This is a genomic window from Paenibacillus sp. 32O-W (genome assembly GCF_007679495.1).
Lineage (GTDB): Bacteria > Bacillota > Bacilli > Paenibacillales > NBRC-103111 > Paenibacillus_L > Paenibacillus_L residui.
Map to the genome: position 1 here is coordinate 1 of NZ_VEGP01000002.1, position 16535 is coordinate 16535.

The 16535-nt window shown below is 48.8% G+C and carries 13 protein-coding genes and 1 riboswitch; of the genes, 2 read left to right on the top strand and 11 right to left on the bottom strand.

Going from position 1 to position 16535, the window contains the following annotated elements:
• Positions 1-677: 677 nt before the first annotated feature.
• The 9 genes from FS806_RS00945 to FS806_RS00985 all read right to left on the bottom strand — a co-directional run bounded on the left by FS806_RS00945 (position 678) and on the right by FS806_RS00985 (position 10974).
• Entirely contained in the window at positions 678-1478 is an 801-nt protein-coding gene (locus FS806_RS00945) for an ExeA family protein (protein WP_144932525.1), read from the bottom strand.
• Positions 1471-2823: a DDE-type integrase/transposase/recombinase gene (locus FS806_RS00950; RefSeq protein WP_144932263.1), complete on the bottom strand. Its 1353-nt coding sequence runs from the start codon at positions 2821-2823 to the stop codon at positions 1471-1473. The genes FS806_RS00945 and FS806_RS00950 overlap by 8 nt, the downstream gene beginning before the upstream one ends.
• Before the next feature lie 40 nt (positions 2824-2863).
• The gene (locus FS806_RS26020) at positions 2864-3418 is read right to left on the bottom strand and encodes a DUF6431 domain-containing protein (protein WP_313960559.1); all 555 of its coding nucleotides are present in this window, start codon (positions 3416-3418) and stop codon (positions 2864-2866) included.
• A 485-nt stretch (positions 3419-3903) separates the two neighbouring features.
• Complete coding sequence (gene sda, locus FS806_RS00960) at positions 3904-4098, bottom strand: sporulation histidine kinase inhibitor Sda (protein WP_397346524.1); 195 nt, start codon at positions 4096-4098, stop codon at positions 3904-3906.
• Between the two features lie 671 nt (positions 4099-4769).
• Positions 4770-6200: a PAS domain-containing sensor histidine kinase gene (locus tag FS806_RS00965; protein ID WP_222126566.1), complete on the bottom strand. Its 1431-nt coding sequence runs from the start codon at positions 6198-6200 to the stop codon at positions 4770-4772.
• A gap of 208 nt (positions 6201-6408) precedes the next feature.
• The gene (locus FS806_RS00970) at positions 6409-7410 is read right to left on the bottom strand and encodes a metallophosphoesterase family protein (protein WP_144932272.1); all 1002 of its coding nucleotides are present in this window, start codon (positions 7408-7410) and stop codon (positions 6409-6411) included.
• Positions 7411-7776: 366 nt separating this feature from the next.
• Positions 7777-8544, bottom strand: a complete 768-nt coding sequence (sdhB, locus tag FS806_RS00975) for a succinate dehydrogenase iron-sulfur subunit (protein WP_144932274.1) — start codon at positions 8542-8544, stop codon at positions 7777-7779.
• Between the two features lie 2 nt (positions 8545-8546).
• Positions 8547-10304 (bottom strand): succinate dehydrogenase flavoprotein subunit, encoded by a 1758-nt coding sequence (sdhA, locus tag FS806_RS00980; RefSeq protein ID WP_144932276.1) that lies wholly within the window; start codon positions 10302-10304, stop codon positions 8547-8549.
• A gap of 13 nt (positions 10305-10317) precedes the next feature.
• Entirely contained in the window at positions 10318-10974 is a 657-nt protein-coding gene (locus FS806_RS00985) for a succinate dehydrogenase cytochrome b558 subunit (RefSeq protein ID WP_144932277.1), read from the bottom strand.
• Positions 10975-11291: 317 nt separating this feature from the next.
• Here FS806_RS00985 and FS806_RS00990 point away from each other — a divergent pair, with 317 nt between their 5' ends.
• The gene (locus tag FS806_RS00990) at positions 11292-12209 is read left to right on the top strand and encodes a LysR family transcriptional regulator (protein ID WP_144932279.1); all 918 of its coding nucleotides are present in this window, start codon (positions 11292-11294) and stop codon (positions 12207-12209) included.
• A gap of 152 nt (positions 12210-12361) precedes the next feature.
• Here FS806_RS00990 and FS806_RS00995 read toward each other — a convergent pair whose 3' ends face one another.
• Positions 12362-13024 carry a potassium channel family protein gene (locus tag FS806_RS00995; RefSeq protein ID WP_144932281.1) on the bottom strand — a complete coding sequence of 221 codons (663 nt, stop codon included), beginning with the start codon at positions 13022-13024 and terminating at the stop codon, positions 12362-12364.
• A gap of 12 nt (positions 13025-13036) precedes the next feature.
• Positions 13037-14362, bottom strand: a complete 1326-nt coding sequence (locus FS806_RS01000; RefSeq protein WP_144932527.1) for a TrkH family potassium uptake protein — start codon at positions 14360-14362, stop codon at positions 13037-13039.
• 82 nt (positions 14363-14444) lie between these two features.
• Positions 14445-14580: riboswitch (cyclic di-AMP (ydaO/yuaA leader) on the bottom strand.
• 295 nt (positions 14581-14875) lie between these two features.
• Here FS806_RS01000 and FS806_RS01005 point away from each other — a divergent pair.
• Positions 14876-16480 carry a CPBP family intramembrane glutamic endopeptidase gene (locus FS806_RS01005; protein WP_186328146.1) on the top strand — a complete coding sequence of 535 codons (1605 nt, stop codon included), beginning with the start codon at positions 14876-14878 and terminating at the stop codon, positions 16478-16480.
• The last annotated feature ends 55 nt before the right edge of the window (positions 16481-16535 follow it).

Sequence of the window (16535 nt, forward strand, 5' to 3'; positions counted from 1 at the left end):
TGTTCTCGACAAACACCATTCTACCAAAGATTTGGGCACTTTTTTATGTTTTCAATGAACGGTACTTTCGAAATTTAGGGTAATTTATATTTATCCTCGGTAGCCAATGCCGACAGCCCTGCGCAACAATATTTTGCCTCACAGCTTGACGGAATTAAAATCGATTACGAAATTGTAAAAGCTGAAAAGATCAACTCTACCAAATATCAAGTATATGTCGCCAACCTGACACATGATAACAAACTACTTCCTGTTATTCCTTATGATGTTGTACTTGAAGACGGCCAGTGGAGGCTGGATCGTTCCACCATTAGTATCATTCCTAAAGAGGAGATTCAGAAAATGGTCGATGCAGGTAAAGTTATCCCTAAAGATTCTCCTTTTTATGACAAAGTCGTAAGTGAGAATGAACATTTCATTATAAAAAAAGCTCCTAACGGAGCACTATAACTACCCAACCCACTGGGTATTAGAGGTAGCTTATTTATTCTAAGTCTTTATTTGCACGCAAAAAAAGAGGAGCATCATTAATTTGATGTTCCTTTACATTATGTATAAAAAGAATACCGCCGAGGGTAATTTGTTAATGCTAACGCATAATGCCCTGAGATTGACGGTGTAAGTTGTCCTGCTATTGACGGTCAATCTGACCAGTTTCGGATATACGAGAGGGAGAATTATGATAATTCTCCCTGAATCACTCTTTTAACCATATGATCGTCGATGATGCGGTGTTTGTTCTGAGCACCGTAGATCAAACAATGCGTGCACACTTTGTTGATTAACCTAGCTGCTCCGCTAGAGAAGCGATAGATGTCGTCGATTGCTCCATCCGTGAAGATGTCTCGTTCCGCACCGGCGTAGGTCATGTGTCTTTGAACGTATGCCCCGGTTTGTGCCCGATCGTAATGAGGCAACTTGCATTGCAGATCGATACGTTGGCGAATCGCGGCGTACGCTTGTAGGTTAATACGATCCCACAGTTCACTTTGCCCTACGAGGATGAGCGCCATTGGGCTCTGCGCATCCATCTTGAAATTCAGTAGGAAGCGAACCTCTTCTAGCATCTCCCGATCTAACAGATGGGCTTCGTCCACGACTACAACGGGTTGCAGCCCGTGGATCCCGCGCATAAGTTCGATCTCCCGATGCAGTTGACGCTTGGCATCCCCGCGGTAAAATTTCGACTCACAACCGAGTTGTTCAAGCAGCCCCTTGTAGAAATGCCGCGGCGTCAGCTTGGAGTCTGACAAGTAGAGCACCTTGAATTTGGCAGCATCCAGTTCTTCCGTAAAACGTCGAATCGTCGTTGTCTTTCCCGTTCCACAGTCACCGGTTACGACCGCAAACCATTGCCGCTCAGCCGCATACTCTAAGCGCCCGAGCGTCTCCTCCAGAATTGCCGACTCATACAATTCACTTGGCGGAACATCCCTGGAGAATGGTGAACGACTCAACTCGTAAAATGCTTCAAACATCGCCATTCACCTTGCCTTTCCTTCGGTAGGTGACCGCTGGCGCTTGTTCGGTGTAGCGCTGATGGCTCCGCTCTTGGGCAGCGGTGAGCAGTCTTGACCTATCTGCCGGCAGCGGCTGAAGATGATCCGGCAGTGAAGGGCGTTTCCCCGCGCGCTCGCCGATCACAAGTTCTTTGACCTTCCACGGTGCGTGACCCTCGTATTCGATCGTCAACTCTGTCATGTCTGCCGGGTCGTACACCACATCTACGGTACATCCGATGAACGGGAGGCCGACTTCATATTTGCGATCCATAAAGCTGATGCATCCGGATTTGTCTACTTTGCGAGATTCACAGTGAAGGAAGGCGGCTGCCAGTATCTCCGGCTCCACAAACCGCAGCGCCTTTTTGTCACTTCGAAATGCGGCTTCGGGACTTCGTTTATTCTCTAAAGCCGAATGGGATCTGTTCTGGTAACATTCCGAAAGCCAGGCCTGAAACAGCTCATTCAGGTGGTCGAGCGTCTTTGGTTTCTCGAGTGCTGCTTCGCTGAGGAAAGCATCTACCACCCGATTGAATCGCTCAACCTTCCCGGTGGATTCCGGCGAATACGGCTTTGCGAAAAGAAGACGAATGCCTAGTTTCGAGCACGTCCGCGTCATCCACTTGGTGCGATACTGCTTCCCGTTGTCGAAGTACACCGTTTCTGGAACACCGTACTTCTGAATGGCCTTTCGGAAACCATCCTCGATGATCGTCTTATCCATAACGGGGTAAAACTCACCGTGGAGCACAAACCTCGTCGCATCGTCGATAAAGGTAACGAGAAACACTTGTTTCATCGCCCCGTTTAGCCCAATAGGCAGATACGGACCGTACTTCAAATCCGAGTGCCAAAGGCGATTGCGGTGTCGCTGTTGGAACCGCCGGGCGGCCACACCGGAATCTGCGTACATCCGCATATGCCTTGTGCTGTAACCGTGTGCTGTTAGTTTTTCTTGAAGCGTACTTCGCTTGATTTGTCCGGGTTGAATGCGACCTTCCCATTCCATGATCTGAATGATCTGAGCGACACTCCGACTCGGCACCTCCCGCCGCAATAAGATCGCTTGCTCTAAGATTTCTGGCGCAATGGCGGGGAGCGTAAGTTGTTTCCCTTTACTCTTTGGCTTTAACCCACAGAAACCTTCTTGCCGGTAGGCTGCCAGATACCGCCTGAGCGTCCTCTCCGATATTCCGGTTTGCTCGCAGATTCTCTGCTTGATTTCCCTTGCCTTTGCCGGATCAAGCCCTTCCGTAAGCAGGGGAGCCAGGAGTTGCACACGTTCTGCAGCGATTTGTTCCGCTTTCTTTCGATCTTTCATCCCTATGCACCTCTTCTGATAGATTCGATACAAGTCTATCTCAGGGAGCTTCGGACAAAAATGCAGAACGGGTATGTACCCATAAATTTGAATTTGCGATGGGGCGGACAACTCTGGATAGCCACCCGTAGGCATCGCCGACGTAACGTCCGAATCTACTATGGTGTGCAGTTTGTGAAGGGGCGGACGATTCCTCCACAACCTCTAGATGAAAGCGAATAGCAATAGATTCCAGGCATCCGAGCAAGTACGCAGCAAGTGAGCAAAACCAACTCCGCCAACGGAACAGTGTAGAGTGATCTGCGGCAACATCTACTTCCGATGGTTCTAAGGTGATGACGTTCTCCACACATGCTGATTCATAACGCTTGTAAGGCACAATACAGTCCGGTAACTCGTGATGAATTTTCCGGCAGCCGATACAACGCAGCCTTCGAATGACCAACTCGCTCTTTTCTCCCGTAGCATGGACAAGCTTCCGGCTCCGGCTTCCGATCACCGATAAACTCTCGCTACAACAAGGACTAGGGACGACTTCTGCACACCTAACAAAAAACGCCGGGGATCTTCTCAACCAGCTCGTAATTTGATACAATGATCATATGTTTTGTGAGGGGATGTCTCCGGTGATCTTGCTACCAACAAGTTCACGCGTTAGGGGGCATCCTTTTCCTTTTCTAAGATATGGACATTATATTCGTCAATCCCCGGACAGGCAACACCGTCAGCTTTTAGGCATTATGCTTTAGCAGAAACAGTAATTTTTTATCCGAAACATTTTGTGCGTACTTCGTCGGTATTGTCATCATTCATTCCGGAAGCCCTCTTGGCCCTATGTCAAAGCAAAAAAGAGAACCTGCCAACGGGGCCAGGTTCTTAAGGGAATATATTTTAAAAAGGGGGTCATGTGTTTATATTAACCGAATGATGTTAACATACCATAACAGAAATATTTCAATTAGATTACAAATTTGCCTCCGCAGCCCGTCCAGTCCGTTCTTATGACAGCTAATTCGAATGCTCTCTCTACACCTGTGGACAATTTTCCCTTCATCCCCACTTGCGCCGATCTTGCTAACATTAATAATTTTGCTGAGGCTCAGCATACTCTCCTCGGGAAATAGGCAGCGATAAATTTCTACGATGAATCTCCTCAAGAAGGAGCGAGATAAATTCCCTATCCAGTTTTAACTCCACCGCTTTTTGATAAGTTTCCACAAGCATGTCGTCATTCAATAGAGTCATTGGTCTCACCCTTTCTTTCATTTGTTCCATCGTACCACTGTTCAAAAATTAGAACAACCGTTCCGTTATCCACATCAACCTGTGGGCAACCTGTAGATAATTTGTTAATAATCGCCAACATCCGACAATATCTCACTGTTAGTAATGTGAATAATCTTATCCACAACCAAAGCATCCTTTTTCTTTTTGAAAATATTTTTATGAAAATTATCCGATAATCGATTTTCAATGAAATATAAATCGTACTAGACACTGCTGGGCCATCCGATCATGCACTGCTCTTTATGAAGCAGGATGTGGCGGGGTAACATTTCACTCCAACGTGTGCGGCGGAGTATGGGATAAACAAAATGCATTTTGTTACGAAACCTGGAAACGTTATTCGGGCAAAACGGCTCTTTTCCATTTTCTTACTAAACTCCATATCGCTATTGACCAAAAAAGAAGGCTATGGAGCAGGATTTCGCCCAAATAACGATTGTGAGTTTCGTTATATTTGCAGTGGCATCGTTTTTAAGGCAATAACGTTACCCAGATTCGTTAGCGAGATTGAAACCGGACGGGAGCCGGGCAGATGACCAGTTAGTTATTCCGCAGGTAGAAAATCAGGCACTGATTTCCAGGTTGAGCCTCTTATATTAAAAAAAACACACTCCCTTCGGAGTGCTCAATTAACTTGCATGAGAGAAATGGACAAATCGTCAGCCATTCGTTGGAAGTACGATTTCTACCGTCGTACCTGCTCCCAGGGTGCTTTCTATATGAATCTTCCCTTTATGATTTTCAATAATTTGATGGCAGATCATCAGCCCGAGTCCGTTTCCCTTCTCTTTGGTCGTGTAGAAGGGTTCCCCCAGCCGGGGCAGCTGGTCCTCCGCTATTCCTTTCCCCGAATCGGAAAATCGGATCCGGATGCCCTGTTCCGCCAATTCCCCGGTAATTAACAAAAGGCCGCCCTCCGGCATTGCTTCAATAGCATTCTTGACCAAATTGACGAAGACCTGCTTCAATTGATGCTCATCGCACAGAACCTTGGGCAGTTCCTGGGGAAAATGACAGTTGATTTCCACATTGTTCAGAATCGCCTGAGAATCAAGAACCGTGACGATATCCGTAATCATGGCGGTCAGGCTGCGATATTCAAATTCTTTGTCCTGTGGCGGCTTGGCAATCAGGATAAATTCTCCAACGATGTAATTCATCCTCTCCAGCTCGGATAGCATAATGTCGTAATAATTCTGGTTCTCCGCGGACTTGGATTTCAATAATTGCACGAACCCTTTCAAAGCGGTGAGAGGATTTCGGATTTCATGGGCAAAACCGGCGGCCAGTTGGCCTACCGCCGACAGCTTGTCCGATTGCCGAAGCAGCCTCTCTTTATGCTTCCGCTCTGTAACGTCTCTAAGCACCGATTGAAAAACAGGCCGATCCAGGTATTGGAAAACACCGGTGCTGGAAGATTCGATTTCGACGACCGTACCATCCTTGCGAATCATCCGGAATTCCGCGTACTGGAAAGACTCTTCATTCGCTTGAACGACACCGGCCGCCCCATTCTTCACGCGCTCATGATCCTCTGGATGAGTGAACCGATATAATGATTGTCCCAGCAGTTCAGACTCCTCTTTGACCCCGAACAGCCGAAGAGCCGCATCATTGGCATAGACTATAATTTCTTCACTGTGAAAAATAATCGGTTCCGGCGACATTTTGATCATTTGCTGGTAGCGCCGGTCTCTTTCCTTCAAGGAATCCTCCATCCGTCTCCGTTCTGTCATATCATGCACAATGATAAGCAGCATCTTGTGCAGATTCCACTCCAGGACCTTCCTGTACAGACGAACCTGAACGGCATTCCCTTGTTTATGGACTAACGTCCATTCACATAAATCCCCTCCTTGAGCCGGCAGCCATTCAAGTGATTCCGGGTCGGGTCCGACCAGGCCGGCTGCCGTTAGTTCTTGTCGCGAGAGCTTCACCATCTCCTGCCGGCTGTATCCCGATTGCCGGCAAATGACGTCATTTGCCAAACAAATACGGGATGGCCGGCCTTTCCAATCGACTTCCAGTAACATTATGCCTTCACTGACGTTGTCGAATATTTCCGCAAATAGAGCACGAGCTTCTTTCAACCATAACTGCTGGTCTGGAAACCTGCCTTTCCTTTCGAAAGATTGACTTCCTCCTGGCTCCCGCCTCATGTTATTCAACTCCACTCTTGAACCAAGTGTGTGAAGCTCCCACGTTAACATCTATTTCCAAAAGTAATTATACTATTATATATCCATTTAGAGTATTGCTTGAATTGAAAAAATGGATTTTTTTCAAAAAATTGTTCAATCATCCCTTTTTAAGGCTCGTATTGAAAATAAATCCGGCTTCCGGGATCCATTTGCTTTCCGAGAGGTCCCTTCCCCTTATCTTCACCGTGCTGCCGTTAACTTCGATATAAAGCCCTTCGCTGCGCCCCTTGCCGGCCGGGCGATTGTTATCCTTCCATGGTTCATAGACAGACGAGCTGTTGACCATCCAGAAGCCATCCCTCCGAATCATTCCCCTATGAGACAATTCCCAATGGGTATGGCCCGTGAACAATACCACTTGAGGATAACGTTGAAGCAATCGCTTCAACGAATTATGCTGAACCACTCCCCGCTCTTCACTTCCAGATACAGTGCCGGGCAGCGGTTGATGAAGGAACACAAAGATCGGACGCCCGGATTCCGCGCCTTCCGCGAGCTTGTCAGACAGCCACTGAAGCTGCTCCGATGATAAATAAGCATCTTCCTTGACATCGGGGTCGCTCTGTCTGTACTTTTCGGATCCGAGCACGATAAAGTGGAAGCCCTTGATCCAATAATCCTCATACACTTTATCCCGTTCTGCAAAAGATAGGAAGCGGCTGATCGAAGATTGGTCCCGCTCCCCATTGGGGAAGCCTGCCTGATCCCATCGTCCCCACCTATTGATCCAAGCCTGATAGAACTCATGGTTGCCTATCGAAAACAGAATCTTATGAGGATGAGGAGTCCGGTTTAGAATATGTTTGATTTCCTCATAGTCTGCCGGAGCCCCGTTTCCTAAATCTCCATTGATAATTAACGCATCCGCGTCAGCATTAATTCTGTGCAAATCTTCCATGGCCGACTTGAATTTGCGCTTGGAGTCCATGTCCCACGACTGTACATGAATATCACTTAATACGAAAAAGCTCAGCCTTGCTTCTGCAGCTTCGGCAGCGGAGGTGGAAGACGGTGAAGCGGCAGCATTTGCGCCCGGCACAGCCAGACAGCAAAGCAGCATCAGGAGAAGAACCCGTTTGTTCATCCGTTGTTTGATCATCTATCATTCTCCTTGACGTAAATTGAAGAATGAAGCCAGGCTTCACTTCATCAAGTGACCGTAAATCTTCACATAAACAACAAGCCATGAGGTTGCTCGTCTCAAGCCTAGAGCTGCATAAGGCAAGCTTCAGGAAGCCTAAGTTATGCTTTATTGTTTGCCAGTGCCAAAAAACTTATAAAAAAAGCTCTTAACGGAGCCTCTTCGAAGAAGAATAACCCGGTTTTAAAGGTAACTTTTTATGCCAATTAGAAAGTTGTTCCATTTTAATGCTTTAATGAACTTAAACTTTCTAATGTGGTGAAAAAAGCAGGCCCATCAATCCTATTGCAAGGATTAACGGCCTGCTTAGCTATCAAACTATTATTACACTCCGAGCCATTTCTTGAACAAATGCTTCGTCGTATCTTTATTAATCGCCGCAATGGATGTCGTGAGCGGAATTCCTTTCGGACAGGAGCGGACACAGTTCTGCGAGTTACCGCAGCCTTCAATTCCGCCATCCTGCATAAGTGCTTCCAGACGCTCCTCCTTGTTCATCTCGCCGGTAGGGTGAGCATTGAACAAGCGGACTTGAGAAATAGCGGCCGGTCCAATGAAGCTCGACTTGTCGTTTACGTTCGGACAAGACTCCAGACATACTCCGCAGGTCATGCACTTGGACAATTCGTAAGCCCATTGACGTTTGGTTTCGGCCATTCTAGGACCGGGACCGAGATCATAAGTACCGTCGATCGGAATCCAGGCCTTCACCCGTTTCAAAGCGGAGAACATGCGCTCCCGGTTGATAACCAAGTCGCGGACGACAGGGAAAGTTTTCATCGGAGCAATGCGGATCGGCTGCTCAAGCTTATCCAAGAGCGCCGAACAAGCCTGGCGGGGCTTGCCGTTAATGATCATGGAACAAGCGCCGCAAACTTCCTCCAAACAGTTGGATTCCCAGCATACCGGGGTCGTCTTCTGCCCCTTGGAATTTACAGGATTTCTTTGAATCTCCATTAATGCTCCGATTACGTTCATATTCGGGCGGTATGGAATTTCGAACTCTTCGGTGTATGGACTCGAATCTGCGGTGTCCTGCCGGGTAATATGCAGTTTAATTGTTTTTTGGTTTGTTGCTGTTGCTTCAGCCATGCTCATGCTCCTCCTTTCTTATCAGTCGTATAATCCCGCTTGCGTGGAGGGATGAGGGAAACATCGACATCCTGATACGAAATTTGCGGACCTTCTTTCGAGTAGGATGCAATCGTTGTTTTCAGGAAGTTCTCGTCATCGCGCTCAGGGAATTCCGGCTTGTAATGCGCCCCGCGGCTTTCGTTACGCATCAAGGCGCCGATCGTCATGGCGCGGGCCAGTTCGAACATGTTCCACAACTGACGGGCAAAGCTTACGCCCTGGTTATTCCAGCGGGACGTGTCGGTCATGCTCAGGTTTTTGTAACGTTCCATCAGTTCCTGAATTTTGTCGTCTGTTTCCTGCAGCCGCTTGTTGTAACGAACAACGGTCATATTGGCTGTCATCAATTCTCCAAGCTCTTTGTGAAGAGCATAGGCATTTTCCGTTCCATCCATGGATAGCAAGCTTTCATATTTTTCTTCCTGCTTCTTGCATTCACGGTCGAATACGGTCGAGGAGACATCTTCGGCATGCTTGTTCAATCCCTTGATGTATTCGATCGCTTTAGGACCAGCAACCATTCCTCCGAAAATAGCGGAAACCAGCGAGTTCGCACCGAGGCGGTTAGCACCGTGAATCGAATAGTCACACTCTCCGGCGGCAAACAAGCCTGGAATATTCGTCATTTGATTATAGTCGACCCACAAGCCGCCCATCGAGTAGTGAACGGCCGGGAAGATTTTCATCGGAAGCTTGCGCGGGTCATCCCCTACGAATTTCTCATAAATCTCAATGATTCCGCCCAGCTTAACATCCAATTCCTTCGGATCCTTATGAGACAGATCCAGATAGACCATATTCTCCCCGTTGATTCCAAGCTTCAAATCTACGCACACGTGGAAAATTTCCCGAGTGGCAATATCCCTGGGAACGAGGTTTCCGTAAGCCGGATATTTCTCCTCCAGGAAGTACCACGGCTTGCCGTCTTTATAAGTCCATATCCGTCCGCCTTCTCCACGTGCGGATTCAGACATCAGACGCAGCTTGTCGTCACCGGGAATAGCCGTCGGGTGAATTTGAATAAACTCGCCGTTGGCATAATGAACTCCCTGCTGATACAATGCGCTGGCTGCCGTTCCGGTGTTGATGACGGAGTTGGTCGTTTTACCGAAAATAATTCCGGGACCTCCGGTAGCCATGATGACCGCATCGGCGCGGAAGCTCCGAACTTCCATGCTGCGCAAATCCTGGGCGGTAATCCCGCGGCACACTCCTTCATCGTCAATGACAGCGGAAGTAAACTCCCAGTGCTCGAATTTCTTGACCAAACCGGCCGTTTCCCAGCGCCGGACCTGTTCGTCCAAAGCGTACAGAAGCTGCTGGCCGGTAGTTGCTCCCGCAAAAGCCGTACGGTGATGCTTCGTTCCTCCGAACCGGCGGAAATCAAGCAAGCCTTCCGGTGTCCGGTTAAACATGACTCCCATCCGGTCCATTAGATGAATAATGCCCGGAGCCGCTTCACACATCGCTTTAACCGGCGGCTGATTAGCCAGGAAGTCTCCACCGTATACGGTATCGTCAAAGTGCTCCCAGGGAGAGTCGCCTTCCCCTTTCGTATTTACAGCGCCGTTAATACCGCCTTGAGCGCAAACGGAGTGTGAACGCTTGACCGGCACCAAGGAAAACAGGTCTACATGTACCCCCGCTTCGGCGGCCTTAATCGTCGCCATTAGTCCAGCCAAGCCTCCGCCTACTACGATAACCTTTGAATTAGCCATTGCCGTTCACCTCTTACAGTTTTGTCAAGACAGTCGTGTCTTTAAATTCCGGATCCAAGAATCCGACCAGTGCAAGAATGCCCATAAGCGAAACGAGTACGAATACCGCCATCCAGATATAGCTGGAAACCCGCTGGGCACGCGGACCGACGGTAATTCCCCAGCTTACCAGGAAAGACCACATCCCGTTGCTGAAGTGGAAAACTGCCGCTACGATACCGATAATGTAGAGCACGAAAGCCCAAGGCTGCGTGGCAATTTCATGCATTCTGACACCCAGCTCTTCATGAGTAACGTTCCCCAACGCCACTTGCACCCGGGTTTCAAATACGTGCCAGGAAACGAACAGGAGCGTGATCACCCCGGTTACTCTCTGCAGCATGAACATTACGTTTCGGAAATACCCGTAGTTAGAAACGTTATTCCGCGCCGTATAGGCCACGTACAAGCCGTAAACACCATGGTAAAGAAGCGGAAGCCAGATGCCGATCAGCTCAAGGCCGAAAATAAACGGCAAACTGTTGATCCACTCTACCTTGTCGATAAACCCTTGGTGGCCTTCGTTAAAGGCCGAGTAGTTCATCAGCAGATGCTCGACCAGGAAGAATCCGACCGGGATGACGCCAAGCAGTGAATGCAGCTTGCGGTAATAATAAGAATTTCCTGCCATCTGTAAGAGTTCCCCTTTCAAAAATATGAAGCTTGTCAATCCAAACCAATACCCATTGTACTCCCACCCTTACTAAGCGTCAACAATTTGTAACATTTTTCGAGGATCGGCAGGAGTTTCCCGGAAATCAATCGGTAAAGCTTAGTTTACCTTAGCTTGCCAATGCAATATACATCCTTGTCTTCCGGGAGAAATTTTGTGAACATTAAGTGACATCTTTCATTGTAAGCCTTTAGCGCTTATAATGGAAGTGCTTATTATTTATATATGATTATACCTATCATGCATAAGCATATATCTATCCAGGAGGGTTTGAAGTGGAAAATCTCGATGCTTTCGCTGTCGTCGTGGAACAAAAGAGCTTGAATCGCGCTTCCTCCGTGCTGAATATTTCTCAACCTGCCCTTTCCCGTAAAATCATGAAGCTGGAAACCGAGCTCGGCGTCCATCTGTTCGAACGCAAAGGCAAGCGGCTGGAGTTGACCCGGGCAGGCCAAATTTGCTACGAAACCGCGGTGGAGATGCGGCGGCTGCAAAGAGAGATGCGGCATACCTTGAACCAGTTCCGGTCCGGTCATGAAGCGGTCAGCCTGACGGTAGGCGCCAGCTTGACGACTCTCCAGTCTACCCTTCCGGATCTGATCTCCTTCTATACTAATGACTTTCCGCATACGGACATCAAAGCATTAACCGGAAAAACTCACGAAGTGGTCACGATGGTGAAAGAACAGAAGGTCGATATCGGATTGGTCGCATCGCGAACGGAGAGCCCGGGGCTTACCTGCCTTCCTTTGTTCGATGACCATCTTTGTCTCGTGCTGCCCGCAGGCCATCCTTATCTGCATCTGAAGACGATCACGATGAGGGAGATTCATGACCTGCCGATGATTCTTTTTTCCAAAGGAACTTGGTACCGGGTCCTGATGGATGAATTATTCCATCACTACGCGGTCTTTCCAAATGTAAAAATGGAGATTGACTCTTTCGAAGCGATCATCCGCCTTTTGTCTACAATCCAGGCCGCAACGCTGCTGCCCAAATCTTATCTGCACCGGCAGCTGCTGGAGAATAACGAGCTGACCGTACGTTCGATTCCCGAGCTGGAGGAGAAGAAAAGAACGACCTCTCTCCTGTTTACAACGGACGCGCCGCAGGATCCCGTCATCCGCTCCTTTATCGATCTTGCCAGGGAATTCTTCACACGGGAAAGACCCGCTCGGAGCGATTTCCAATAGTCGGGCAGCTACGGTTAGTTCTGCAGCGCTGCCCGGTTCTCGCCAAAAATATTTGCCTGCTAGGCTCATTCTCTCCATAATCGGGAGCCAACAAACAACCGGCCTGCAGGGGATGAACCTTGCAGGCCGGCGAATGATTTGAAGCAGGCTATTTATTTATAAGCTGATCTTTCGAATGACTCAATCTGCTCATTGGTGCCGATGACTACCATAATATCGTTGGATTCTACGATGTCATCGGCGGTAGGAGCGATAACCATTCCGCTCTTCTTGTTAATAGCCACTATACTGCAGCCATAGGTCGCTCTAAGATCAAGCTGCTTTAAGGTCTGGCCGGACATCTTGGCCGGAACCGACAGTTCCGCGAGCGTGTATTCCTCAGAGAGCTCGATATAATCGAGCAGATTAGGCGACACCAACTGGTGAGCAACTCTTGCCCCCATATCCCTCTCGGGGAAGATGATCCGGTCCACTCCAATCCGCTCCAGCACTTTACCGTGCAGATCGGAGAGAGCCTTGGCCACCACCTTCTTGATCCCGAGGTCCTTCAGTACAATGGCTGTCAGAATGCTGGCCTGTATATCGTCGCCTATCGCCACGACCGCACAATCGAAATTTCGGATGCCCAGCGACCTGAGCATATCTTCATCCGTAGAATCGGCTTCAACGGTATAGGTCAGCTCTCCGCTCATTTCATTAACGATTTCCTCGCACTTGTCGATCCCCAGTACCTCGTATCCCAGTTTCACCAGCTCTTTAGCCAAGCTGGATCCGAATCGGCCCAGTCCGATTACCACATACTGATTTCCTTCCATGGTTTCAAGCTCCTATCCAATCGTAATTTTGCCTTCCGGGTACCGGAACAATTCTTTCTCTTTCTTCGGATTTAGTGCATAGGCTAATGTTAGAGGTCCAAGCCGGCCAAGAAACATTAGAAAGGAAATGATGATTTTTCCGATCGTCGACAGCTCCGGAGTCAACCCCATAGACAATCCAACCGTACCGAAGGCTGAAGTAACTTCGAACAGGATCATCAAGAATTGATGGTTCTCCGTAGTAGACAACACCATGGCCGAAATGATAACGATAACCAGGGCGAACAATGTTAGCGTAATGGCTTTATAAATCCGGTCCTTGGCCAGCCGATGGCGAAACATGACGATGTCGTCCTTGCCTCGAACCATCGCTATCATGGCCCCGATCAGGATAGCGAAGGTCGTTGTCTTGATACCTCCCCCGGTCGAACCGGGCGAAGCCCCGATGAACATCAGAATAATCAGGAAGAATTGAGTGGCCTGTCTGAACGAGCCGACATCGAGCGTGCTCACTCCACCCGAGCGCGGGGAAACCGCGTGGAAGAAGGAGGCTAACACCTTGCTTCCTCCATTAAGAGGCCCGAGCGTAGCCGGATTAGTAAATTCGAAGGTGAAGATGACCACCGCCCCTCCGACTATAAGAACCGCCGATGTGAACAGAACTACTTTCGTATGCAGCAGAAGCCTCTTCCGCTTCTTATATTCCATCAAGTCGGACATCACGATAAATCCGATTCCGCCCAGAATAATCAGGGCCATAGCTATAATGCTGACGATCGGGTCGTTCGTAAACAGCGCGAGCCCGCTGAATCGGCCGCTGACTCCCCCGAATAAATCGAAGCCGGCATTATTAAACAACGAAATGGCATGAAACATTCCGAAGTAGACAGCTTCCGCGAACGGAAAATCAACGGACCAGCGCAAAGTAAGCAGGACGAAGGCCACGAACTCTATACTCAGCGAGTAAATAATGATTTTGCGGATGAGGCGGACGATTCCTTCCATGCTGTTCTGATTGAGCGCCTCTTGAAGAATAAGCCGCTCACGGAGCGATATTCTTTTCTTGAGCACCAGGGCAAAAAGCGTCGACATCGTCATAAAGCCCAGGCCGCCAATCTGGATAAGCAGCATAATGACCATCTGGCCGAAGACGGAATAGGTCGTCGCCGTATCCACAACTACGAGCCCCGTCAGACACATGGCTGAAGTAGCCGTGAACAATGCATCCACGAAGGGCACGGAACGGCCGTCAACCGACGCCATCGGAGTCGTCAGCAGGATGGTTCCTATCAGTATAATGATGATAAATCCGGAAGCCAAAATTTGCGGCGGATGCATTTTCGTAAACAATCGTTTCAGCAACGTTCATTCTCCTCTGGAAACAAAAAAAGCACTGGAAAACCAATGCTTTAGGCGTATGGTATCCTGACAGCAAGCCTACGAGGTTAGCTGACGGATTCGGGTGTGCAGGCACCCTATTTGCATTGGAACTAGCAAAATTCACCCCAGTTAAATGGTTCCCCCGCTTTCTAAAAGAAATTCGGCTTCTATTTAATTGATAACGATTATATCCTGCTTTTGGTCGGTATACAAAGTCTGTATTTTAGGAAAAAATCATGCTGTAAGGAAGTATTCGGGCAAAATGGTCAGGCAATGCAAGATTTCATTTTATTTTCACGCGATTTCCTTGCCTTGCATTGAATAAGACGAGTCGTTTCTTGAAGCTATCAAGCGGTTTCCGTATTTTCGATAACGGTGAAGAGACACGGCCCAAGCAGAGGTAATCACTGGAAACAGGCCGTTATCTATGGTACTTTGGAATGAAGAAGATTATTGCGGAGGAGAATGCCCGTGGTTCCACACAGAATAAACCGTCCTCTTATTTGGCTGGCCATTATCGGCATAGTGTTATACTTCGGCGTCATCCTGATCAACCTGCTTCCCGGCGTTAACGGCGTAGAGGAAGAATTGTCAGGGCCGAAGGTGACTGAAGAGCAAGCGGCCGACCTGGCCCGGCAATTCGTCCACACCAAACAACCGGACTACACCCCTAACAAGATCAACATTATTTATCAGTCGGACAAAGGCTTGAGCGGTTATTTGCAAAAAGCGAAGCTGACCGAGGAATACAGCACCCGGTATGGAGACAATTACCCTCTCGATTATTGGGAAGTTCAAATGTTCGATTCGAGAAATCGTCTGAATTGGATCATTTTTGTCGGATTGAATGAACCCAAGGTGACGGCATGGAATCAGAAGCAAGCGGCCCCTGCCTCCTCAGGCTCTCAAGAAAGCCGGCGCTTGCTGGCCGAAAGCTTCCTGGCCGAGAACGGATATGATCCGGCGGATTTGCAGCTGATGCAAGGGTCCCGAAGCAGCCTGCTCATGTACGAAAGTGCCAAGGAGAGCATCGGCGAATCCAGGCTGCAGCTCGGAGTGGCCGTAAGAGGAGAGGAAGTTGTAGGCTTCGTTCCTTCCTTCTCGGTTCCGGAAAGCTTCCGCCAATGGCTTGCCGGGCAGGAGCGGTCTGCCGGCCTGATGTCTTATATCGGACTGGGCGGCATGTTTCTTTTGAGTATTGCGGCCTTGATCCTCGTTATTATTAACCGGAAGAAGGTCCGGTTCTCGCGGGGAATCCTCTTTGCTCTTATTTTCGCCGGGCTATACGGCCTTCACACGATAAATAGCTGGCCGGGAGCAAGCACACAAATTCCTCCGGAGGATGCCGCTATCTTCAACGTAGTCTATATTGTGTTTACCTTTCTAATTATTGCGCTGCTGGCGGGCGCACAATATTTTGCAGCCATATCCGGTGACCAATTATGGAGAGCGCAGGGCTGGAATCCTTGGCCAAGATGGCGAGATTCCAACTTTGGGGAGGATATGTTTTACGGAATGGGCCGAGGATATTTGCTCTGTTTGTTTATTCTCGGGGTACAGCAGGTTCTGTTCTTCATTGCCGGCGAAGCCTTCGATTCATTCGCAGTCAACGATCCGACCCAATCCGTGCTCAACATGTATTGGCCCGCCTTATTCCCGCTTCTTGCGTGGATGGCGGGAACCTCCGAAGAAATTATGTATCGGCTCTTCGGCATCGCCTTGTTTCAGAAGTGGTTCCGCCTCCGCTTCCTGGCAGTCCTGGTGCCGAGCATCATTTGGGCCTTGGGCCATACCGGCTACACGATTTATCCTAGCTACACAAGGTTGTTCGAGGTGGCCGTGCTGGGGATCATCTTTGGATACATTTTCCTGAAATACGGCTTGATGACCGCCATCTTTACCCATGTCACGATGGATATTATTCTGATGGCTTTGTCACTGATGACGACTACACCCAGCACATCGAATATTCTGATCGGGGTTGGGTATATCCTGATGCCGGCTATCACCGGATATATATTGATGTGGGTCCACAGCCTGTTCCGTAAACGATCGGGCCCCGCGTCTACGGTATAACCGGAATCGGCCAAGAGAATTCCCGGATCCCGGAAGGCCGCTCAACGATAAACGG